This window comes from Aquiflexum lacus (assembly GCF_015476655.1).
Taxonomy (GTDB): Bacteria; Bacteroidota; Bacteroidia; order Cytophagales; family Cyclobacteriaceae; genus Aquiflexum; species Aquiflexum lacus.
The window spans coordinates 190,638-213,621 of the sequence record NZ_JABFHF010000006.1; the positions used below are offsets into that span (position 1 = coordinate 190,638).

Genomic DNA, 22,984 nt, shown 5'->3' on the forward strand with positions numbered 1-22,984 from the left:
CTACTATGGATTTTTTAAAACAAATTAGAATACTTCCCAGATGGGTCATTGCTTCACTGGACGCTGTAGTTCTGTTCCAATCTGCATTTTTTGCTTATTTGGTCAGGTTCAATTTTGAATTGCAACTAGTTGAACAAAATAATGCTTTTTTAGGATCTTTAGTATTTATGGTACTTGGAGTAATTGTAATGCTAATTACCCGTAGTTATCAAGGGATTGTTAGACATACTGGTTTCAGGGATAGTATCATCATTTTTAGGACGGTTATGTTTAATTTCTTATTGGTAGCATCTGTCAATTTTATTTATGACAAACTGATTTTTAAAAATTATTTGATACCTACCTCGGTATTGATTATTGCTGCGTTGACAGCACTATTTCTTCTGGTATTTTACAGGTTGCTTGTAAAAGAACTCTTTCTCTATCTCAAAAGTGGCTTTGTAAATAACAAAGTAAAAGTCGGGGTAATTTTTGGGGCGAGTGAAGCCGGAATCATAGCCAATGATGTGATCAAGAGAGATAGTAATTCAAATTTTGAGATTGCCGCTTTTCTTGATGACGATCCGAAAAAAGAAGGAAAAATCATTGAAGGTAAAAAAATCCATAAAGGTCTTGAGAATTTAAAAAAACTGGTTGAAAGCCATGGTGTTTCTGAGTTGATCATTGCGGTTAGGGATTTGTCTGTCCAAAGGAAAAAAGAAATCATGGAGGCATGTTATCTTCATAAAATTCATGTCAGTATAGTTCCGCCTCTGAATCAATGGATCAACAGGGGTCTTAATTCTGAAGCTATCCGTGATTTGAAAATTGAAGACCTTTTGGGCAGGGAACAGATATCACTGGAAAATCCCAAGATAAAATCCGATTTAGAGGATAAGGTCGTCTTGGTGACAGGGGCAGCGGGTTCGATTGGCAGTGAATTGTGCCGGCAAATCATGTTTTATAATCCCAAGATGCTGGTATTATTAGATATGTCAGAATCTGCTCTTTATGAATTGGATCTTGATTTAAAGGATTCAGGTATGGCAACTTCCCATACTACCATCTTAGCTGATATTAGAGATAAGAACAGAATGAAGTCGATTTTTAGTAAGATCAAGCCTGATATCGTCTTTCATGCGGCAGCTTACAAACATGTACCAATGATTGAAAATTATCCTGAGGAAGCCATTAAGAGTAATATCCTGGGTACAAAAATATTAGCAGATTTAGCGGTATTATACCATGTCGAAAAATTTGTTTTCGTGAGTACTGACAAGGCAGTAAATCCTACAAATGTCATGGGAGCTACCAAAAGAGCTGCTGAAATGTATGTACAGTCCTTGAATACCTATCTTGAGCATCACCATAAGCGTTCATATACTAGATTTATTACTACAAGATTTGGGAATGTCCTTGGCTCCAATGGTTCAGTTGTCCCTTTATTCAAAAAACAAATTCAAAAAGGTGGACCTATAACTGTGACACATCCTGATGTGACCAGATACTTTATGACAATTCCTGAAGCAAGTCAGTTGGTGATTGAGGCAGGTATAATGGGGAATGGCGGTGAAATTTTCGCTTTTGATATGGGCGAACCCTTAAAGATTTTAGACCTTGCTGTCAATATGATTCACTTAAGTGGCAAGAAAGTTGGAGAGGATATTTCTATAGTTTTTACCGGATTAAGAGATGGCGAAAAATTATATGAGGAATTGCTCAATGATTCCGAAACCGTGAAAATTACCCATCATCCCAAAATCAAAATTGCCCAAGTATCAAGCGTGCATTATTACAAAATTGATGGTCAGCTAGAGATTTTCTTTAATATGATTGGAAAAAGTTCTGAAAATGATCTTGTCTTTCATTTGAAATCAATCATCCCGGAATTCAAAAGCAGCGTATCAAGATTTGAAGTATTAGATAGATTGAATTGATTTTTAAAGAACGCTGATTTACTAATCTGTATGCATCACCATAATCAGCTCAATCAGCGTTCTATCAAATAATTTTGAACTAAATACTTTCTTTTGACTCTTTATAAATTACACCAAATATTTTTCTACAGGAACATAAGACATATCAAATGCTTCTGCTACCGCTTTGTAAACAATATCTCCATTGATAACATTGAGACCGGGAATAAGGTCCGCATTGTCCTGTGCTGCCTTTTTCCAGCCCTTATCAGCCAATTGAATGGCATAAGGTAATGTGGCATTGGTAAGGGCTAAAGTGGAAGTGTATGGCACTGCACCGGGCATATTCGCTACACAATAATGGACCACGTCATCTATGATATAGGTTGGGTTTTCATGCGTAGTTGGTTTACATGTTTCGATGCATCCTCCTTGGTCAACTGCCACATCTACCAATACGGTTCCAGCTCTCATGTCCTTCAACATGTCTCTCGTAATCAAATGGGGTGCTTTTGCCCCTGGAATCAAGACAGCGCCTACAATAAGGTCGGCATCTTTGATCATTTTTCTTACATTATATTCATTCGACATCATGGTTTTGACATTGGCAGGCATTACATCTGCCAAATACCTCATCCTTGGAAGGGAGACATCCATGATGGTTACATCCGCGCCTAATCCAGCAGCCATCCATGCTGCCTGAGTGCCTACAATACCACCTCCAAGAATCACAACTTTAGCAGGTAAGACGCCAGGTACTCCGCCCAATAAAATACCTCGGCCTTTCAAAGGCTTCTCCAAGTAATTCGCTCCTTTTTGAATAGCCATTCTACCTGCTACTTCTGACATAGGAACCAATAATGGTAGACTTCTGTCCAACTTTTCTACTGTTTCATAGGCCAAACAAACAGCCTTACTTTCAACCATAGCTTTGGTCAAAGGCTCGTAAGAAGCAAAGTGAAAATAGGTGAACAATAATTGTCCTTCTTTGATTAATTTATATTCGGGTTCAATAGGTTCCTTTACTTTGATGATCATTTCAGCTATGCTGTAGATATCTTCTATGGCGGGTAAAATAGCCGCCCCAGCTGCTGTATACTCGTCATCAGGAAAACCACTTCCCTCGCCAGCTGTATGCTGAACATATACCTGATGTCCTCTTTTGACTAGTTCTTTTGCACCGGCAGGGGTCATGGCCACCCTGTTTTCATTGTTTTTGATTTCCTTTGGAATACCTATTATCATTTTGTTAAAATTTGGGTTTGTAAATCAAGAGCACAAAGATAATACGCGGACACTAATACAAGTCAAAATATGCTCACTTATTTTGAATGGAATAAGAAAATGAAATCTTTTCAAAATTTAATTTCTTAATAATTAATTTAAATGAATATAATTTTAAAAATGCTTTTCTTTTGATTTTTAATTTCGGTAATTCTAAAATTGTGAATATCGCAATCAGATTTGTTTGTATTTGGCTTTTTGCCAACTTTTTTATTAAATTAATGATAATATTTAAAGAATAAAATTTTGTAAATAATATTTTTAATTCATTTTTTCAATAAAAAATTTTGTAAAAAATTAGAATTATTCTGTTTGGTAGTTTGTAAAAATCCTAAATTTCTTTATTTTTGAGTTGACTGGTTTCACCAACTAAATTCAGTTAGCATTAATGATCACTTAAAATGAAGGTAGTGTCAACAAACTCTAAGCAAAAGCATTCTAAAATATTTGAAAAGGAGACCCTATTGGGGGATTATCGCATTGCTCAGGAGAGTAGGCAAGCTTCCCTCATGGGAAGGAAGGAAGTATTTATGGGTAAAGCTAAGTTTGGGATTTTTGGAGATGGTAAAGAACTTGCCCAAATTGTCATGGCCAAATATTTTAAGGATGGAGATTTTCGTGCGGGTTACTATCGGGATCAGACTTTTATGTTTGCAATCGATCAGCTTTCTATAAGAGAATATTTTGCGCAATTATATGCACATACCAATGTAGCACTTGAGCCTGCTTCGGCCGGAAGGTTAATGAATGGGCATTTTGCCACGAGATCTCTCAATGATGATGGAACATGGAAGAATCTTATGTCCATGAAAAACTCATCAGCTGATATTTCCCCGACTGCCGGTCAAATGCCGAAGCTTTTGGGCTTGGCTTATGCATCTAAATTATACAGAGAAAATTCCGGTTTGAAATCCTTTACGGAATTCAGTAATAATGGTAATGAGGTTGCTTGGGGTACGATAGGAAATGCCTCTACTTCTGAAGGTATGTTTTTTGAAACCATCAATGCAGCCGGAGTGATGCAGGTTCCGATGGTAGTATCTGTTTGGGACGATGGCTATGGTATTTCAGTGCCAAATAAATTTCACACAACCAAGAGCAGTATTTCTGAAATATTACGTGGATTTCAAAGGAATGATGACCAAAAGGGTTATGAGATATTTGTCGTTAAAGGTTGGGATTACGAGGCATTGGATTGGACCTATGAGAATGCTTCCAGGATAGCAAGAGAAGAACATGTGCCAGTACTCATTCATGTAGTCGAAGTTACCCAACCTCAAGGGCATTCTACTTCTGGTTCACATGAGAGATATAAATCAAAAGAACGCTTGAATTGGGAAAAAGACAATGATTGCATTCTTAAATTCAGAAATTACCTCATCCAAAATGAGCTAGCCACACAAGAAGAGTTAGATGCCATTGATCAGGAGGCTAAAATTTATGTAAAGCAGGAAAAAGATGCTGCGTGGAGGGCATTCTCCGGAGAAATAAAGTCAGAATTGCTAGAAGCAATCGATTTACTAAAAAAGGCAGCTTCTCAATCAGTAAATGGCCAAGTTTTGGGTCAATTGGCAGATGAGCTGGCAAAGACTTTAAATCCCATCCGGAAAGATGTTGTCAGTACGGTTAGAAGAGCTCTTTGGTCGATGAGAGGCGACGCAGATGTTGTGAAGTACGAGATTGAACAATGGTACCGTGGACAGCAAATAAAAAATAAAGACCGATATAGCAGCCATTTATACAGTCAATCAGAGTTTAAAGTCGGAAATATAAAAGCTGTTCCTATTGAATATCAGGAAAATGCAAGTATGGTGGATGGTAGAGAGGTTCTTCAGTCATGTTTTGATAAAATCCTGGAAAGAGAACCAAGATTTTTGACATTTGGGGAGGATGTAGGTAAAATCGGTGACGTCAACCAAGCATTCGCCGGTCTTCAAGCCAAATATGGAGAATCAAGGGTTTCAGACACGGGAATCAGAGAATGTACAATTATTGGCCAAGGTATTGGCGCAGCATTAAGAGGTTTGAGGCCCATGGCAGAAATCCAATATTTGGATTATATCTATTATGCTTTGATGTCTTTGGCGGATGATTTATCCTGTCTCCAATATAGAACCAAAGGAGGACAAAAAGCACCTTTGATCGTAAGGACTAGGGGGCATCGCTTGGAGGGAGTATGGCATGCTGGTTCACAAACAGGTATGTTGTTACATTCATTGAGAGGAATGTTGATCTGTGTTCCCAGAAATATGACGCAAGCAGCAGGAATGTATAATACACTTCTTGAAGCAGATGAACCTGCGCTTGTGATTGAATGTCTCAATGGTTATAGGTTGAAGGAGAAAATGCCTTCCAATATCGGTGAGTTTAGATTGCCATTGGGAGAAGTTGAATTCTTGAAGGAGGGGAAAGATCTGACAGTAGTCACCTACGGTTCTATGTGCAGGATTGTAATGGATGCAGCAGCTGATCTTCTGGAGATGGGTATAGACATTGAGGTCATCGATGTTCAGACTTTGATACCATTTGACAATAGCCATAGAATTGTATCGTCCATCAAAAAAACCAACAGGGTTTTATTTGCGGACGAAGATGTTCCGGGTGGGGCATCGGCGTTTATGATGCAACAGGTTATTGAAGGTCAAAAGGGCTATTTTCATCTAGATAGTGAACCTGCTACGCTTACAGCAAAAGAACATAGAACAGCATATTCTTCAGACGGAGATTATTTTTCAAAACCTTCTGTGGAGGATGTAGTGGAAAAAATATACGAAATGATGTCAGAATCAAATCCGCATGAATTTCCCGGATTGATCTAAAAAAAATCATCAAAAAAGCTTCAGAAATTTCTGAAGCTTTTTTAAGGCCTTCTTATTTGATTGAGGGTTACTTCCGGACTGGAAACCAAATTACTTTTATTTAAGGCCCTGTCCTGAATTTCAACATCTATTCTGAGCGTATCATTTCTGAATATAGATGTCCAGCCAAAGGAAAGCATGGCATACTGAATACTTCCTTCTACAGGTTGACCATTTGAATTGTTTACAATCCTTGGGAAACGTCCATTGAAGGTTGTAAAGAATGGTGGGTCTTGCCATCTGAATTCTGTAAAAACACCGTTTCTTTTAATAAAGAATTTGACAAAAATATTGTTGTGATTGGGGTTTTGTTCCACCCAAATCGTGTCATTAACGCGCTCGTTGTTTACAATAGGATTGATTTCCCAATCAATTGGATTGAAGGAAGGAGCATCAGATGGTCTATTGCTGTAAACAATCAGGTTGCCACCATTGTCTCTTTTAAAAGTGACAGGATTGAATGGCGGATCTATATCAGTTGGATTTAGTCCCAGGTCGCCTTCTGCATCTTTAAAATTGACACTTACAATCAAAGAATCTGATCCATCAGTAGGTATAAACCTTATATCCTTAAAAGAAATTTCCGGAACCGTAGGAAAATTTTCCGGGGGAGAGATACAGGATCCTAGAAGTGAAATCAGTGATATTAAAACAAGATATTTTCTTACATTGCTCATGCTGCTGTAAATTTACAGGAATTTACGTATAGTCAAAATACCACATATTTTGGATGACAAATAATACAACGATCAATTATTTCAAAAGTTTTGGGCAAAGGATTTTATCTCATGACTTTACCGATTTTGAGGAATTTGCTTTGGAGATTTTTAAATTTCAGGCAAAGAATAATTTTGTGTACCGCCAATACCTTGATTTTAGAAAAGTCCAGATTTCCGATGTCCGACAAATGGATCAAATTCCATTTCTTCCTATTGGTTTTTTCAAAAACCACAATGTTATAAGTTCAGAAATACAGGATTTCAAAGGTTTTTATTCAAGCAGTGGCACTACAGGAAGCACTACCAGCAAGCATTATTTTTGGGACGAGTCATTTTATTTGAAACATTCGCAACAGCTATTTGAATTGGCTTATGGTCCTGTGGATAATTACCATATTTTGGCCTTATTGCCCTCATATTTAGAACGTCCCGGAAGTTCATTGGTCAAAATGACAGATCATTTGATACAGCAATCCAACTCTTCACATTCAGGCTATTACCTCTATAATCATGAAGAACTTGTTAAAAAATTAGAGGAGCTGAAGAATGATTCCAGAAAGGTTTTATTGCTTGGTGTTACCTTTGCACTTCTGGATTTGGCAGAAAGTGGCCTGAAAATCCCAATAAATAAAAATTTTTTTTTAATGGAAACAGGAGGTATGAAGGGTCGAAGGAGGGAGTTGGTCAGGGAAGAATTGCATGATATTTTGAAGTCAGCATTTCATGTTGAAGCAGTTCATTCTGAATATGGTATGACCGAACTGATGTCGCAAGCTTACTCGAAAGGAAGTGGGAAATACAATTTACCTCCTACCATGCGCGTTTTATTGAGGGACATCAACGACCCCCTTTCCTTAACCTTTAGGTCGCAGGGAGGAATCAATATTATTGATCTTGCCAATTTTCATTCTTGCGCATTTATAGAAACGCAGGATTTGGGAAAAATCGGGCCTGACGGTAGTCTTGAAGTGCTTGGGAGATTTGATAATAGCGAGATAAGGGGCTGTAATTTAATGGTCAATTAATTTTGTATTCCTTAAAGAAATAAACATATTTGGTTTCCAAAAAATGAAAAGTATGAAAAGATTAGCAATTGTTGTAATGGCCGTAGGACTTTTGGCACTAGGTGCCTGTGCCTCGAGCAAGCCTTGCCCAGCTTATGCAAAAGCTGTAGATTCTACAGAGATTAAAGGATAAAAATAAGCTGACTACTCATAGTCAGCATATTTTTTTATATCATCCAAACTGATGGTTTTCTCACCCAAAATCATCAGGCGCTCAAGAACATTACGTAGTTCCCTGATATTTCCGGTCCAAGGAAATTCTTGAAGTTTAGAAATTGCCTCTTTGGAAATTTCCTTCTTTGCTGTGCCATATTCGTTGGCGACATCCTCTAGGAATTTATCTACAAGAAGGGGAATATCTTCCTTTCTGTCCTTCAATGGTGGAACCTGTATTAATATGACGCTGAGACGGTGATATAAATCTTCACGGAAGTTACCCTCCTCAATCTCTTTTTTCAAATCTTTGTTGGTGGCGGCCAAAACCCGTACATCAACTTTGATGTCTTTATCACCGCCGACGCGGGTAATTTTGTGTTCTTGAAGGGCTCTGAGAACTTTAGACTGTGCAGATAAACTCATGTCGCCGATTTCATCTAAAAAAAGTGTACCTGCATCTGCCTGTTCAAATTTACCGATCCTTTGTTTGACAGCAGAGGTAAAGGAGCCTTTTTCATGCCCAAATAGTTCACTTTCTATCAATTCAGCTGGAATTGCGGCACAATTCACAGCTATAAAAGGTGCATTAGCTCTATTGCTCTTTTTGTGCAGCCAATGGGCTACCAATTCTTTGCCCGTACCATTTGGTCCAGTTATCAATACCCGTGCTTCTGTCGGGGCAACTTTTTCTATGGTGTCCTTCACATGATTGATGGAAGGGGATTTGCCTACCATATCAAGTTTTTGTGACAATTTTTTTCTTAAAACTTTTGTTTCTGAAACAAGATTCTTTTTGTCCAAGGCATTTCTGACGGTCAAAAGAAGCCGATTTAGATCAGGAGGCTTGGGGACAAAATCAAAAGCACCTTTTTTTGTGGCCTCTACAGCTGTTTCAATCGAACCATGCGCAGAGATCATAATGAATTGGGGCTGTTTTTCTAATTCAGATGATTTTTCCAATACTTCCAAACCATCCATTTTAGGCATTTTTATGTCACAGAGGACTAGATCAAAATCTTCCTCTTTTAACATTTTTAATCCTTGTTCCCCATCCTGCGCTTCAGAAATCTGGTATTTTTCGTATTCAAGAATTTCCCTAAGCGTGGACCTGATGATCTTTTCATCATCAATAATCAGAATTTTTGGCATAAATGCTTTTTAAGTGATTAAAATAGGTGCAAGCCTATAAGCCGGGTTCTGTTCAACATTCCTGATGAATGCATCACTTGTCATTTATCTAGGTCATTCCTCGCGGAAGGACTCCATCGATCTACCCATCCCGCATAAAGACGAGCAACCTTTTATGAAACTAAGTTTCATCGCGGGACCTATTTGATCTTTCAACCCATAAGGTTTACCCTGCTCCCGATGTCACCACCGGAACGGTGGGCTCTTACCCCACCTTTTCACCCTTATCCCGATCCCGATAGCTATCGGGACGGGACGGTATATTTTCTGTGGCACTTTCTGTAACCAAGCCGTCACCAACTTGGCCCCTTCCCGTTAGGAAGTATGGCGCTCTATGTTGCCCGGACTTTCCTCTCTCCCGATAGTTATCGGCACAGCGACAAGTCAGCTTGCACCTTGCAAAGTAAGACAATTTCAATCAATCTTATTCAACGTTGAGTCCAAAACCGAAAGTTATAATTTAAAATATAAATTATTTAAATACATATCATTGATAAAATCTATTTAATTGGATTGGATATAAATAAAAAGTATCGGAATAGCCACCCCTTTATTTGGATTAAGTTTAAATAGCAAATACATTTGCGACGTTAATTAAATTAAATCTAAATAAGAATTGCCCACCTATATGTTATCTCAATTATTTAATTGGATTTTCGCAACTGCCATCTTTATTATTTCCATTAATGTTTCAGTTGCCAAGGATGTATCTGCAAATGATAATGATGGAAAATCCCTGGTGCTTTCTGGAAAAGTAAGCTCACTGGAAGGAGAAACGATCCCATTTGCCAATATTATGGTTGTGGGGACAGTAAAGGGCACATATACCAATCTTGATGGGACGTTTCAGATTTATGATTTACCGGATGGAGAGTATACTGTTAAGGTGTCGGCAGTCGGTTACAAGACTTTTACCAGATATGTCCAGGTGATCAATGGTCAATTGAGTGAATTGAATTTGATTTTTGAGGAAGTGGGAGTCGAAATGCCACAGTTTACTGTTATTGCCAGCAAGGATAGGGTGTTCAGCAGAGTTCCCGGATCAGTTACCTATATTGATGCAAAAGAAATCAAAACTGTGAACCCGCTAAGTGGAAATGAAGTTTTGAGAAGATCTCCGGGAGTTCATGTAGTAGATGAAGAAGGAGTAGGGATGAGGGCCAATATTGGAATTAGAGGACTTGATCCGGATAGAAGTAGAAGTATTCTTGTACTTGAGGATGGTGTTCCGGTAGCCTTGGCTCCCTATGGTGAGCCTGAGTTATATTATACACCTGTGATGGATAGGATGTCAGGAGTAGAAATTTTAAAGGGTTCAGGACAGGTCCTTTTCGGTCCCCAGACTATAGGTGGTGTTGTTAATTATATTACAGCCAATCCACCTCAGGAGGAAGAAGGTGCTATATATATCCAAGGAGGTCAGGGAGGGTTTTTTACCGGAATGGTCAATTATGGAAATACATTTGGAAACACAGGGATTCAAGCAAATCTGTTAAAAAAGAGAGCTGATAATGTAGGTCCGACCGAATTTGACATCACAGATTTCAATACCAAATTCTTATTCAATCTCAATGAAAAATCTGAATTGGGTCTTAAATTGGGGCTCTACAATGAAATATCCAATTCAACCTATATAGGTATCAATCAGGTCATGTTTGATAGGGGTGGAGAAGATTTTACAAGAATGGCTCCGGATGACAGATTGGAGGTCAAAAGATATTCTATGAGCTTGAGCCATAAATATAGAATCAATAAGCATGTGAGACTGAGGACAATTGCTTATGGGTATACTACTACAAGGAATTGGAGCAGACAGGATTTTTCAATCAATCAGACCAATACTCCTCCTGCAAATTGGACAGGTGTGGTTTGGGGTGATCGTGAAATCCCCGGTGGCGCGGTTTTTATGAGGGATGGTACAGGAAACAGAAACAGACAATTTGAAGTAGCAGGTATTGAACCAAGGCTTGAAATTGACCACAAGCTTTTCAATACACAAAATGAACTGATAGTAGGCACGCGATATTTATATGAAAGGGCTTTTGAACAAAGGGTTAACGGGACAAGGGCAGGAGTCAAAAGTGGTAACCTTGTTGAGGACGAAGTAAGGACAGGACATGCCATCAGTGCTTATGCACAGAACAAAATCGAAATCACAAAAAAGGCTGATTTAAACATCGGCGTTAGATTTGAGAATTTCGATTATGAAAGAGATATCAGAAGAAGAAACTTTGCCGGCATTGGCATCCGGGATACAGTATTGATTGCAGGTAATGTGATCAATGAAATCATACCGGGTATTGGTTTTAATGTAAGACCTACTTCGACTGTTAATGTCTTTGGCGGAGTACATAGGGGGTATGCACCACCTAGGACCAAAGATGCCATTACTGCGATGGGTGACGTCCTTGATTTGGAGGCGGAGCGAAGTGTCAATTATGAATTTGGCCTGAGAACAGAACCTACAAGATGGTTATTTATTGAGGCTACGGGTTTTTTGATGGATTTTAGCAATCAGATTATTCCGGTGGCCGAATCAGCAGGCGGAATAGGCTTTGGTGTGGTCAATGCAGGTGCGACATTGCACCGAGGAGTGGAGTCGGCGATGGTTTTTGACATCAGTAATCTTTTTGGAATGAGCCGTATAAAAGTGACTTATGACCTGAATGCAACTGTCCTCAGGTCTACATTTTCGGCAGACAGATTCATCAATGATGTCAATATCAATGGCAACAGGACTCCTTATTCACCTGAGTGGTTTGTCAATTCAGCAATCACCATTCAGACTAATTCCGGCTTTGGCCTAAGGTTGGCGGGTAATTTTGTTGGAAATCAATTTGCAGATGAACTAAACTCAATCGAACCTTCAGTAAATGGCAGAATAGGTCTTATTCCTTCCTACAAAGTATTTGATGCAGTTTTCAGCTATGATATTTCCAAATGGAATTCTAGATTTAATTTTAGCATCAAAAACCTCACAGACGAGCGATTTATTACTTCTAGAAGACCACAAGGCATTAGGGTTGGAATACCAAGATTTATAACAGCGGGTTATGAATTCAGATTTTAAAAAAAAAGTTTTTAAAATTTTAAACATTTCAAATGCACCGCTGTTATTTGATGGAAGGCTTAAATAGCTTTTCTTCATAGTGCTGGGTTGAGCCGTTCCAAGAAATTGGGACGGTTCTTTTTTTTTATATTGTGAAAAAAGAAAGATGGTCAGCAAGACCCAAAAAGACAGCATTTGGAGGTTCATTATATGCCATGTGTGATCCCTTTTTTTATGTTTTTAAATCTATATCCATACCTTTGCCCCTTAATACAATTTAGAAAATGATACTTGTAGGTAATGCTGTCATCAGCGATGATATTAAAGAACAATTTTTTGTTTGTGATCTGGAAAAATGCAAAGGGGCATGCTGTGTTGAGGGGGATTCCGGTGCACCTCTGGAAGAGGAGGAAACGCGCATTATTGAGCAGATTTATCCATTGGTAAAAGACTATATCACAGAAGAGGGCCGAAAAGTAATTGAAGAACAAGGAACATGGGTCATTGATAAAGACGGAGACAAAGGAACACCTACCATAGGGGATAACAGGGAATGTGCCTATGCCCTTTATGACGAAAAGGGGATTTTAAAATGTGGTATAGAACAAGCCTATCTTGACGGAAAAACAGATTTTAAAAAACCCATTTCCTGCCACATGTATCCGATCAGGATAACCAAATATGATCAATTTGAAGCCCTTAATTACGACCGTTGGCATATTTGCAGTGCTGCATGTGTATTGGGCAGCAAGCTTGGAGTTCCTATCTACAAATTCCTTAAAGATGCTTTGATCAGAAGATATGGAGCGGATTGGTATGCAGAATTGGTAAAGGAAATAGAAGAGGACTGACAAGCAATTTTATTCTAAACAATCCCTCTTTTTTATTTTGATTTTTTCAATTTTAAAATTTTCCAATCTTAAAATTTTTTCAATTCACTTTCAATCAAACCTTTATATAAATCTTTTTCCTATCCATCCACAATCCCACCAACCAAATCAACAGCATATAAAAGACAGCAAACAAAATTGAGGCATTCTTTGGCCCAAGCCAAGAGGTGAATGCGACATCATAAATCACCCCCTTCAAACTGCTATCAGCGATCGGAATGATGTGCATCACCGAAATCACAATTCCGGAAAGCACATACAAGATCAAAGGGTTTCTGCCAAATACCTCAAAAGGATAAGTCCAGTTTCTTTTTTTCCAGACTTCAATGACCATGATAAGAAACCCAATCAGAAAAAGGTCAAGTCCAACTGTCAAAAGTACATAGGGGCTTGTCCAGATCTTTTTATTGATTGGAAACAGATTGTCCCATAGCAAACAGACTACAATCATTATCACACCTGCGATAAAGAGGGCCTTTACAGTTTTGCTTGTATTTCCCATTTGCTGGATAAATTTTCCGGCAAAGTATCCTGCAATTACATTGACTACCGAAGGGAATGTACTTAAGATACCTTCCGGTTCAAATGGGATGCCTTCACCCCCATAGAGATTTTTGGCTCCGATCAGCCATAGATCCAGTTTCAATACTGCATTACCTGTCAATGAATATGGGTCTTCCGCATCTCCAAAAAAATACAATACCCACCAAAATCCTAAAAGTGTGACAATGCTGAATACAATAGCTCCTCTTTTTCCCAAATAATACAAAATAAGAGAAGCCAACATATAGCAAAGTGCAATTCTTTGCAACACACCCAATAACCTCACATCCCACCAATTGATCATGACGATTCCGCCGGCTTCGTTGTATTCAAAAAATGGAAATGCATTCAAACCCCAACCGATCAGGAAAATGATAGCGGTTCTTTTGAATACTTTTTTCAGAAAAACTCCTTGATCCATTTTTTCCATTTTCTTCATGCTGAAGCTCATGGCATTTCCTACCACAAAAAGGAAAGTAGGGAAGACCAAATCAGTAATGGTGAATCCATGCCAATCGGCATGGGCAAATGGTGCGTACAAATGACTCCAACTGCCAGGAGTATTGACCACGATCATCAATGCAATCGTCAGTCCACGTAGAACATCAAGGGCTAGGTACCTTTCTTGAATGGGTACACCTAAGGCTGGGGTTGGGGTCATTAGCTTTGGGTTTTATTGATAACTGAATTCCAATAGCAAATACTTAAGCAATATTTTTATTAAAGTATCAATTCTAAATCTAATAATTTTTTTTATATAAATGTGTTTGACCAACAAAATCAAATCATTTGTCTGTTGAAATCATTGAAAACTAATCAGTTAAACTAATCTGATATTCGCTTTAGCCATTACAATTTATTTTTTCCAAAACATAAAATATTATATTGAGGTCTAAAGCTATCAATTATGACTTATCGGATACCGTTTCTGCCTTTGATATTCCTTTGGTTTTCCTGCCAATCCACCAATGATAAAATCAATGTAGATGATATACTTCTGAGTTGGGAATTAGAAGAAAATATTGCTTTACCCAATCAAACCCATACTGCTACGTTCAACATTACCAATACAGCAAAATCCCCTCTAAATCCTGATTGGGAGATTTATTTCAATACCATATTTCTTTCCGTGAATCCATCCAGTTTAGATGAAAATATTATGTTGGAACATTTATCCGGGGATTTTTTTAGGATAAAACCCACAATGGATTTTCCGGTATTAGAGACGGATCAAACCTATTCTTTTTCCTACCAATCCGATAATTTTCTTGTGAAAAACAGCCATTCACCTCAGGGGGTTTTTATGGTCTTTGGTGAGGAAGAAAAAGGTCATACGATGGCTAATTACACAGCAAAAGAATTTAGCCTTGGTGACTTGTATAAAATGTCTGAGGGTACCCCGCTTCCTATTCCTATCGGCAAGAATTTATTTGAACAGTCAAAAGAGCTTACTTTATTAAAGCGAATGGAATTTTCTCCCATCATTCCTACACCCAAAACTCTAGAATGGAGTGAAGGTGAATTACAGATCGAAGGAGATTTTGAAATATCATTTGACCCAGACTTTTCAAGTGAAGCTGAATTTTTGATCAATACTTTAGAATCAAAATTCCTGGGACAGATTGCTTCCAATTCAACATCTGATGCCATAATCCAGATCAAAAAAAATCCATCCATTAAAAATCAAGAAGGATATCAATTGGATATCTCAGATAAAATCCAAATCCAGGCTAATCATCCCAAAGGTGTTTTTTATGCTTTACAGTCTTTATTGGCATTGTTACCTATTGACAATTTCAGAGAAGCCCAATCCCGCTTGGTTTTCCCTCAACTGAAAATTGAAGATGAGCCCCGTTTTGCGTATCGAGGACTTTTTCTGGATGTGGCTCGGAATTTCCAGACCAAAGAAGCTGTCTTAAAACTCTTGGATTTGATGGCTTTTTATAAATTGAATGTTTTTCATTTAAACTTGGCCAATGATGAAGGCTGGCGGATTGAAATCCCAGGCTTGCCGGAATTGACCAATGTAGGAAGCAAGAGGGGATTTTCAAGGGATGAGAAAAACTTCCTTTGGCCATATTATGGTTCAGGTCCTGATGTCGACAATTCACCAAATGGGACCGGTTTCTATACAGTTTCAGATTTTGAAGAGATACTAAAATACGCCCATGAAAGGCATATTGAAGTGATCCCTGAATTGGGAGTCCCAGGACATTCAAGAGCTGCTATCATTGCCATGCGAAAGCGCTATCATGATAAAAAAGAAAATGACATGGCTGCTGCAATCGAGTTCCTCTTGGAAGATTTTGAGGATACCTCAGAATATCTCTCGGCACAGAATTTTCGGGGTAACACCCTGTGCATCTGTCAGGAATCAACTTACAATTTTTATGAAAAAATTGTTGATGAAATGATGGCCAGGTATCGGTCTGCGCGAGTCCCGCTGAATACCTTCCATACTGGCGGCGATGAAGTCCCTCATGGGGCTTGGACTGCGTCACCAACTTGTGCTGAGTTTATCTCCAAGCATGAAGACTTAAATGAGGTTAAAGATTTGAGCAATTATTTTTATAATAGAGTAAATAAGATTTTTCAAGATAGGGGGCTACAAGTTGCGGGCTGGGAAGAAATAGGTCAAAAGTCTGAAATGGTAAATGGCAAAGAAGTTTCTAGACCCAATCCCGAATTTGCTAACAAAAATTTTAGGGTTTATGCCTGGAACTCAGTTGCAGGTTGGGGCGGAGAGGACATGGCCTATCAGTTGGCCAATGCTGGTTATGAGGTAATTGTCTGTAATTCCTCCAATATTTATTTTGACCTGGCTTACAACATGGACCCGGACGAGCCCGGACATCAGTGGTCAGGATATGTGGACCTGAAAACGGCTTGGAGAACTGTACCACTAAATCATTTCATTTCAAATGAAAAGGACATGTATGGAAGACCCATTGATCCTGATGAACTGGCAAAAGGAAAAATTAAGCTTAGCGCGCAAGGCTCAAAAAATATCAAAGGAATTCAGGGACAACTTTGGACAGAAACGGTCAAAGGGCAGGACATGATGGAATATTATCTTTTGCCCAAAATGCTCGGCTTGGTGGAAAGGGCCTGGGCAACTGACCCAAGTTGGACTTCATTAGAAAACACGGAAAAGAGGATAGAGGCAAGGGAAAAGGATTGGAACAAATTTGCAAATGCTGTCGGTCAGCGGGAAATCCCGAGGTTGGACTATTTGTTTGGAGGATTCAATGTCAGGTTACCCAAGCCCGGTACTTTGGTTCACGATGGCCTGATGCACGTGAATGTCGAGACCCCGGGTCTCATCGTAAGGTATACAAGGAATGGAACTGAACCCGATATGAATTCCCCCGAATATTCTGCCCCAATGCCCATAGAAGGCAATATCAAGGTGAGGGTATTTACACCATCAGGACATGCAGGGGAGACTTCAACCTGTCTTCAAAAGAGTAATTGATTTGCCCATTTATTTTGATGCTACCAGAATCTATTGAAAGAAAGCCTATTATCTTTAGTCGTTAAATAAAGCCCAAATTTCCCAAATGACCTATTATGAAAAAACCTGTTAAACTGATTCTCTTGCCCATGTTGACGGCAGGATTCCTCTCTTTCTATTCCTGCAACCAGCCTGTCATTATTCCGGATTTTGATACTTTGACACATGAACAAAGACATTTACCTGAATTTGCCCTTTCAGGAATTAGCATAGCTGAAGGTTTGGAGGCTAAACTTTTTGCCTCGGAACCCACCATCACCAACCCGACAAATATTGATATTGACCATAAGGGCAGAGTTTGGGTGCTGGAAGCATTTAATTACCGTCCCGAGATCACAGGAAATGAAATCAAACCTGAAGGGGATAGGATAGTGATTTTGGAAGACACCAATGGTGACGGTGTTCAGGATAAAAGCACGGTATTCTATCAGGGACCTGAAATCAATGCACCATTGGGTATCTGGGTAATGGGCAATCAGGCGATTGTTTCGCAAAGTCCCTATGTGTGGATGTTTACTGATACCGATGGGGATGATAAGGCAGATAAAAAGGAAATCATTTTTCAGGGAATTTCCGGTGAACAGCATGACCATGGGATGCACAGTTTTGTATTTGGCCCAGATGGGAAGTTTTATTTCAACTTTGGGAATTCAGGCGCTCAATTGAGGGATAAAAACAATCAGATTATTAAGGATATCCATGGCGTAGAAATCAATACCAAAAATTTCAGACAAGGATTGGTTTTCAGATGCAATACAGACTTTACGGACATTGAGGTTTTAGGGCAGAATTTCAGGAACAATTACGAGGTGGCTGTGGATTCTTATGGTACCCTTTGGCAATCGGACAATGATGATGATGGAAACAAAGGTGTAAGGATCAACTATGTCATGGAGTTCGGGAATTATGGATATAAAGATGAAATGACCAATGCGAGTTGGTCGGCAAACAGGACCAACAAAGAAAAAGAGATTCCACTTCAACATTGGCATTTGAATGACCCGGGTGTTGTACCTAATTTATTGCAAACTGGAGCCGGCTCACCTACCGGTATTTTGGTTTATGAAGGGAGATTGCTTCCGGAGGTGTTTTGGGATCAAATGATCCATGCCGATGCAGGTCCAAATGTGGTCAGGTCATATCCCGTCCAAAAGGATGGCGCCGGCTATACGGCAGAAATGGTCAATATTATGGTTGGGGACAAGAATCAATGGTTCCGTCCTTCTGATGTTTGTATAGCACCGGACGGTTCTCTATTTGTAGCTGATTGGTATGACCCGGGAGTGGGTGGCCATCAAGTGGGTGATTTGAATCGGGGAAGAATATTCAGGTTGGCACCTCCAAGGACCCGTTACAAAATCCCTAATTATAATTTAACTAAGGTCAAAGGGGCTTTAGAAGCATTACAGAATCCAAACCTTTCCTGGAGGTATCAGGCTTGGATGGCTCTTCAAGACTTTGGTGGTCAGGCAGAAAAAGAATTGGCAGAAATGTTTGCAAACCATGAAAACCCAAGGATGAGGGCAAGGGCTTTTTGGGTTTTGGCCAAAATGGAAGGGAAAGGACAAAAATATGTTGACTTGGCTATCGCAGATTCCAACCCGGATATTCAGATAGCAGGTCTAAGGGCAGCACGGCAACTTGATTTGGATCTGATACCGATCATAACAACATTATCCGAAAGCATTGACCCACAAGTCATGAGGGAGGCTGCTATTGCACTTCGCTTTCACCCTTCTCCTGAGGCCCCTAGGTTATGGGCAAAGCTTGCCATGCAACATGACGGAGAAGACCGGTGGTACCTGGAGGCTCTCGGTATAGGCGCTCATAACCAATGGGACAACTACTTTGCAGCTTGGAAGGATGCAGTAGTGGAGGCAGATTTAAATAAAAAGGCAAATCAGGATATTATTTGGAGAGCGAGGACTGGAAACTCAATACCGATGTTGGCTTCCTTGGCGGTTGGCCAGGATGAACCTTTGGAAGATAGGTTGAGGTATTTCAGGGCATTTGACTTCAATCCCGATGTGGAAGGTAAATCCAAAGCATTGATCAATATGCTGAACAATAAAGAAGCTGATCAACAAGAAATCAACAAATTGGTCATTGCCCATTTGGATCCCCAATATACCAAAAGGTCACCTGTGGCTATGGCTGCCTTAAAGGAATTGATTGCCGAGTCCGAAGGTAAACAGGAGTTTGTGGAGTTGGTCAGTAAATTTAGTTTGAATGAATACAATACCAAACTCCTGGATTTGGCGATCCAAAACAGTGGGAATAACCTGGGCAGAAATGCGGCCTCTACTTTGATGCAACTAGGAGGGAAGAATTTAATAGTCGGAACATTACAAAGTAAGGAGGAAAAAGTAGTCATTGATATGATGGCCTCGCTCAGGGGTATTGGTTCTAATGAATCCATAGCACTTTTGGAGAATGTAGCTTTTGATGCAAACCGTTCTATCAATGTCAGAAGGGAAGCTGCTTCGGCTATGGGTGCAAGTTATTCAGGGGAAGAAAGGGTTTTGGACCTATTGAGGGAAGAAAAATTTCCGGACAATCTAAAGGCTTCTGCAGTGAATGGTTTAAGTAGGGCTTGGAGAAGGACAGTGAGGCAGGAAGCTGCCACTTATTTGGAAAATGGGGGAGAAAGTAACCTACCGCCCATGAATGACTTGTTGGCTATGTCAGGAGTGGTAGAAAATGGTAAGACAGTTTTTAAGAATAGCTGTGCCATCTGTCATCAAGTAGGAGAGGAGGGAATGGATTTTGGTCCCAAATTGACCGAGATTGGAAGTAAGTTATCCAAGGAGGCACAATACATTGCCATCATCCATCCCGATGCAGGAATCAGTTTTGGATATGAGGGTCAAATATTGAAGACAAAAGACGGTAACACTTATGGCGGAATTATCAGTAGTCGAACAGAAACTGATTTGGAATTGAAAATGCCTGGAGGAACCTCAGTCAGTCTAAAGACATCAGATATTGCCTCTATCGAACAAATGGAAAACTCCATGATGCCGGCAGGCTTGGAAAGGGGTATGACAGCACAGGAAATGGTTGATTTGGTCGAGTATTTGATGAGTTTGAAGAAGAAATCCTAAGAGGACAATTAAATAACCATTTAAACCTACCTTTGTCCAAAATATGATTACATGACATTTGATTCACTTGGGTTATCAGAAAAATTATTGGCGGCTATCAGCAAAGCCAAATATGATAGCCCTTATCCTATACAGTTAGAGGCCATTCCGGCTATACTTCAGAAAAAAGATCTCTTGGGCATTGCCCCGACAGGTTCGGGCAAAACAGCTTCCTACGTCTTACCGATTCTTCAGATGCTGTTGGAAAAAGAAGTCCCTCAAAACAGGGAGATCCCCGTTTTGGTGATTGTACCTACAAGGGAATTGGCGGCCCAAGTTCAGGAAGTGGTCAAGGTTTTTTCTGAGTTTTTGCCTAGAAGGATTAAAACCATGGCGGTTTTTGGTGGCGTTTCCATCAATCCCCAAATGATGAATCTCCATGGTACAGAAATTTTAGTGGCCACTCCGGGAAGGCTATTGGACTTGGTAGCCCGGAATTCCATTCAGCTGGATAAACTACAGATATTGGTCCTCGATGAGGCGGATAAGGTTTTGAATCTAGGCTTTAAGTTGGAGGTGGATGAAATCCTTTCAAGGCTTCCCAAAAAACGACAGAACATCCTTTTCTCCGCAACCATGGAGGAATCCGTGGAGGAATTGATCAACAGACTTCTTCGCAATCCTGTGAAAATCGAAATCGAACAGGATAAGATTGCACCTGAACTGATCTCCCAATCCGCTTATTTGGTACCAATGGAATACAAAGGACCCTTATTGCGTCATTTGATCCAAGAAGGTGATTGGCAGCAGGTTTTGGTATTTGCATCTTCCATCAGAACAGCGGATAATGTTGCGAATAAACTCAAAAAACATGGCATTGAAGCCATGGCATTTCACGGTGATAAGAGCCAAGGTGCCAGAACAGATGCCTTGACCAAATTCAAAGCAGGCAAAATAAGGGTTCTTGTGGCCACTGACTTGGCAGCAAGAGGGATTGATATTAAATTTTTGCCCTATGTTGTCAACTTTGAATTACCAAGATCACCAAAGGATTATATCCATAGAATTGGTCGGACAGGTAGGGCAGGAAGTGAAGGGGAGGCTATTTCCTTGGTTTCAGAGGAAGAAGAGCACCATTTTAAAGTCATTCAGAAAAAAATGGGCAGGAGGGTGGAATTAATAGATTCCATTAATCTGGATTTTAAGAGGTAAAATAATTCTTTTCGGTTCTTCGATTATTAACTGGAATTTGGAAGCACTTAGAGATCAGGCCCAGAATATATTAAACAAATATAGGTCATATGATTTTTTCAAATCCTACCATTTGTGAAAGGAAACATAACTGAACCCGGTTCTTTATCTTGCTGGAGTAATAACAATTTTTCGGAATTCTACAGGACCATGATCACCTTGAAGCACGATTGGTCCAGGTAAACCCTCTTTGCTGTCCAAAGCACCTCCTGTAATGCCTGGTATAATCTGATCATTGATTATATTTTTACCGTTTGCCACTACTGTTAATCTCCTTCCGATCAAGGTTATTTCATAAGTCTGCCATTCACCTGCTGGTTTGGCAGCCATTTCATTTGGTGTCAAGAAACCATAGATTCCACCAAAAAGAAGATTTGAAGGTTCTTGACCTATATCATCCTGAATTTGTAATTCATACCTTCCTCTTAGGTAAATCCCGCTATTGCTTCCTTTAGGATACCGGAATTCTACCAAGAGTTTGAAATCATCAAAATTCTTATTGCTTATCAGGTTAGCTCCTGATTCGGGACTGCTCAAGATGCCGTCATTTACTACCCATTGGTTTTCAGGTTTGTCGGCATGCCAGCCATCCAGATTTTTGCCATTAAATATACTGATGGGTTTATCCCAAGTCGGGTTTCTGTCCCGGACCAATGCTGGGGCTCTTTCTCCTACATAATTGAACTGATCACCATTTGGGTATTGAATGGTTCCGGTCAGGTTATTTCCTGACAATACCCCTTCAAATACCAGGTCTTTGTTGGCACTTTCCCATTGTGGAGGTATACTGAAGGTGATTTTCCCATTTTCAAAGTTGATAATGGAAATAGGACGGGCACTTCCATGATCCCCGACAAAATAGCCCACCAAAGTGGATAAGCCCGATAGTTTTACCTCAAGCCAAGAGGGGATCGCTTTACCGTTCATATCCAAAGTCAGGTTCCATTTTCCAATAAAGTCCTTTAGATCACTTAGCAAATTATAGCCCATTCGGTAAGATGTGTAACCTGTTACGGTCTGATCCTTGATGCTGGAGGGTATGATGACAGTTTTACCATCATGTTCCATAGTTCTTGAATCAGGGTTATCCAAATTGATTTTTGGCTTGGTTACAGTTTCAACTTGCGCGATTGTTGTACCTGTGGACAATATCAAAATCAGGGCAATCTTGCCCAAAAATGATCCGAATTGAGAAACCATATTGTTCATAATCTTTAGGTTTTAATTTCGAAATTTAAATTAAGGAATTATCCTATCAAAGGAAACTTTAAGATTGGTTTAAGTTCCAAACAGTGATATATTTAGAAGAATTAACGAATGGAATGTTATTCTTAAAATTCAACCTCCCCATTCATCCACTTATATAAATTAGTATAAAAAATACAGGTAGATTTTTTTGTTAAACATTTATATTCAGTAAGTTAATAACAAATTGCTTGTCTAGATCTTCAATTCATTTTTTCGGATTATTAATTGTCATTTTCTACCTA

General features: G+C 39.4%; 13 protein-coding genes and 1 other RNA gene. 8 read left to right on the forward strand and 6 right to left on the reverse strand.

Translation table 11 applies throughout. The features are described 5' to 3' along the window. Positions 1–5: 5 nt before the first annotated feature. A complete protein-coding gene (locus tag HMJ38_RS08095; protein ID WP_194973864.1) occupies positions 6–1,916 on the forward strand; it encodes a polysaccharide biosynthesis protein in 1,911 nt (636 codons plus the stop codon). Positions 1,917–2,024: 108 nt separating this feature from the next. Here the strand turns inward: HMJ38_RS08095 and ald are convergent, their stop codons facing one another. Next, on the reverse strand, positions 2,025–3,140 hold the full coding sequence (ald, locus tag HMJ38_RS08100) for an alanine dehydrogenase (protein ID WP_194973865.1): 1,116 nt from the start codon (positions 3,138–3,140) through the stop codon (positions 2,025–2,027). Positions 3,141–3,580: 440 nt separating this feature from the next. On the opposite strand from ald, the gene HMJ38_RS08105 reads away from it, so the two are divergent. Continuing rightward, positions 3,581–5,998: an alpha-ketoacid dehydrogenase subunit alpha/beta gene (locus HMJ38_RS08105; RefSeq protein WP_194973866.1), complete on the forward strand. Its 2,418-nt coding sequence runs from the start codon at positions 3,581–3,583 to the stop codon at positions 5,996–5,998. A gap of 41 nt (positions 5,999–6,039) precedes the next feature. On the opposite strand, the gene HMJ38_RS08110 is transcribed toward HMJ38_RS08105, so the two are convergent. Continuing rightward, entirely contained in the window at positions 6,040–6,714 is a 675-nt protein-coding gene (locus tag HMJ38_RS08110) for a hypothetical protein (RefSeq protein WP_194973867.1), read from the reverse strand. A gap of 53 nt (positions 6,715–6,767) precedes the next feature. Between HMJ38_RS08110 and HMJ38_RS08115 the strand changes: the two genes are divergently transcribed. After that, entirely contained in the window at positions 6,768–7,781 is a 1,014-nt protein-coding gene (locus tag HMJ38_RS08115; RefSeq protein ID WP_228779953.1) for an acyl transferase, read from the forward strand. Between the two features lie 183 nt (positions 7,782–7,964). Here the strand turns inward: HMJ38_RS08115 and HMJ38_RS08120 are convergent, their stop codons facing one another. Together HMJ38_RS08120 and rnpB are read right to left on the reverse strand one after the other, a co-directional pair. Continuing rightward, a complete protein-coding gene (locus HMJ38_RS08120; protein ID WP_194973868.1) occupies positions 7,965–9,125 on the reverse strand; it encodes a sigma-54-dependent transcriptional regulator in 1,161 nt (386 codons plus the stop codon). 21 nt (positions 9,126–9,146) lie between these two features. Continuing rightward, positions 9,147–9,560, reverse strand: an RNA gene (gene rnpB / locus HMJ38_RS08125) — RNase P RNA component class A. A gap of 232 nt (positions 9,561–9,792) precedes the next feature. Between rnpB and HMJ38_RS08130 the strand changes: the two genes are divergently transcribed. Next, on the forward strand, positions 9,793–12,234 hold the full coding sequence (locus HMJ38_RS08130; RefSeq protein ID WP_194973869.1) for a TonB-dependent receptor: 2,442 nt from the start codon (positions 9,793–9,795) through the stop codon (positions 12,232–12,234). 263 nt (positions 12,235–12,497) lie between these two features. Continuing rightward, the gene (locus HMJ38_RS08135; protein ID WP_194973870.1) at positions 12,498–13,064 is read left to right on the forward strand and encodes a DUF3109 family protein; all 567 of its coding nucleotides are present in this window, start codon (positions 12,498–12,500) and stop codon (positions 13,062–13,064) included. A gap of 94 nt (positions 13,065–13,158) precedes the next feature. Here HMJ38_RS08135 and HMJ38_RS08140 read toward each other — a convergent pair whose 3' ends face one another. Continuing rightward, positions 13,159–14,307, reverse strand: coding sequence for an acyltransferase family protein (locus tag HMJ38_RS08140; RefSeq protein WP_194973871.1), 1,149 nt, complete (start codon positions 14,305–14,307; stop codon positions 13,159–13,161). Positions 14,308–14,553: 246 nt separating this feature from the next. Between HMJ38_RS08140 and HMJ38_RS08145 the strand changes: the two genes are divergently transcribed. The 3 genes from HMJ38_RS08145 to HMJ38_RS08155 all read left to right on the forward strand — a co-directional run bounded on the left by HMJ38_RS08145 (position 14,554) and on the right by HMJ38_RS08155 (position 21,455). Then, a complete protein-coding gene (locus HMJ38_RS08145; RefSeq protein WP_194973872.1) occupies positions 14,554–17,121 on the forward strand; it encodes a family 20 glycosylhydrolase in 2,568 nt (855 codons plus the stop codon). 95 nt (positions 17,122–17,216) lie between these two features. After that, on the forward strand, positions 17,217–20,264 hold the full coding sequence (locus tag HMJ38_RS08150; protein WP_194973873.1) for a PVC-type heme-binding CxxCH protein: 3,048 nt from the start codon (positions 17,217–17,219) through the stop codon (positions 20,262–20,264). 51 nt (positions 20,265–20,315) lie between these two features. Further along, positions 20,316–21,455 carry a DEAD/DEAH box helicase gene (locus HMJ38_RS08155; protein WP_194973874.1) on the forward strand — a complete coding sequence of 380 codons (1,140 nt, stop codon included), beginning with the start codon at positions 20,316–20,318 and terminating at the stop codon, positions 21,453–21,455. Between the two features lie 144 nt (positions 21,456–21,599). Here HMJ38_RS08155 and HMJ38_RS08160 read toward each other — a convergent pair whose 3' ends face one another. Next, complete coding sequence (locus HMJ38_RS08160; protein WP_228779954.1) at positions 21,600–22,703, reverse strand: 3-keto-disaccharide hydrolase; 1,104 nt, start codon at positions 22,701–22,703, stop codon at positions 21,600–21,602. Positions 22,704–22,984 lie beyond the last annotated feature (281 nt).

Excerpts from the sequence above, each read along its gene's own strand:
- HMJ38_RS08095 (WP_194973864.1), top strand. The coding sequence starts at position 6 with ATGGATTTTTTAAAACAAATTAGAATACTTCCCAGATGGGTCATTGCT.
- ald (WP_194973865.1), bottom strand. The coding sequence starts at position 3,140 with ATGATAATAGGTATTCCAAAGGAAATCAAAAACAATGAAAACAGGGTG.
- HMJ38_RS08105 (WP_194973866.1), top strand. The coding sequence starts at position 3,581 with ATGAAGGTAGTGTCAACAAACTCTAAGCAAAAGCATTCTAAAATATTT.
- HMJ38_RS08110 (WP_194973867.1), bottom strand. The coding sequence starts at position 6,714 with ATGAGCAATGTAAGAAAATATCTTGTTTTAATATCACTGATTTCACTT.
- HMJ38_RS08115 (WP_228779953.1), top strand. The coding sequence starts at position 6,768 with ATGACAAATAATACAACGATCAATTATTTCAAAAGTTTTGGGCAAAGG.
- HMJ38_RS08120 (WP_194973868.1), bottom strand. The coding sequence starts at position 9,125 with ATGCCAAAAATTCTGATTATTGATGATGAAAAGATCATCAGGTCCACG.
- HMJ38_RS08130 (WP_194973869.1), top strand. The coding sequence starts at position 9,793 with ATGTTATCTCAATTATTTAATTGGATTTTCGCAACTGCCATCTTTATT.
- HMJ38_RS08135 (WP_194973870.1), top strand. The coding sequence starts at position 12,498 with ATGATACTTGTAGGTAATGCTGTCATCAGCGATGATATTAAAGAACAA.
- HMJ38_RS08140 (WP_194973871.1), bottom strand. The coding sequence starts at position 14,307 with ATGACCCCAACCCCAGCCTTAGGTGTACCCATTCAAGAAAGGTACCTA.
- HMJ38_RS08145 (WP_194973872.1), top strand. The coding sequence starts at position 14,554 with ATGACTTATCGGATACCGTTTCTGCCTTTGATATTCCTTTGGTTTTCC.
- HMJ38_RS08150 (WP_194973873.1), top strand. The coding sequence starts at position 17,217 with ATGAAAAAACCTGTTAAACTGATTCTCTTGCCCATGTTGACGGCAGGA.
- HMJ38_RS08155 (WP_194973874.1), top strand. The coding sequence starts at position 20,316 with ATGACATTTGATTCACTTGGGTTATCAGAAAAATTATTGGCGGCTATC.
- HMJ38_RS08160 (WP_228779954.1), bottom strand. The coding sequence starts at position 22,703 with ATGAACAATATGGTTTCTCAATTCGGATCATTTTTGGGCAAGATTGCC.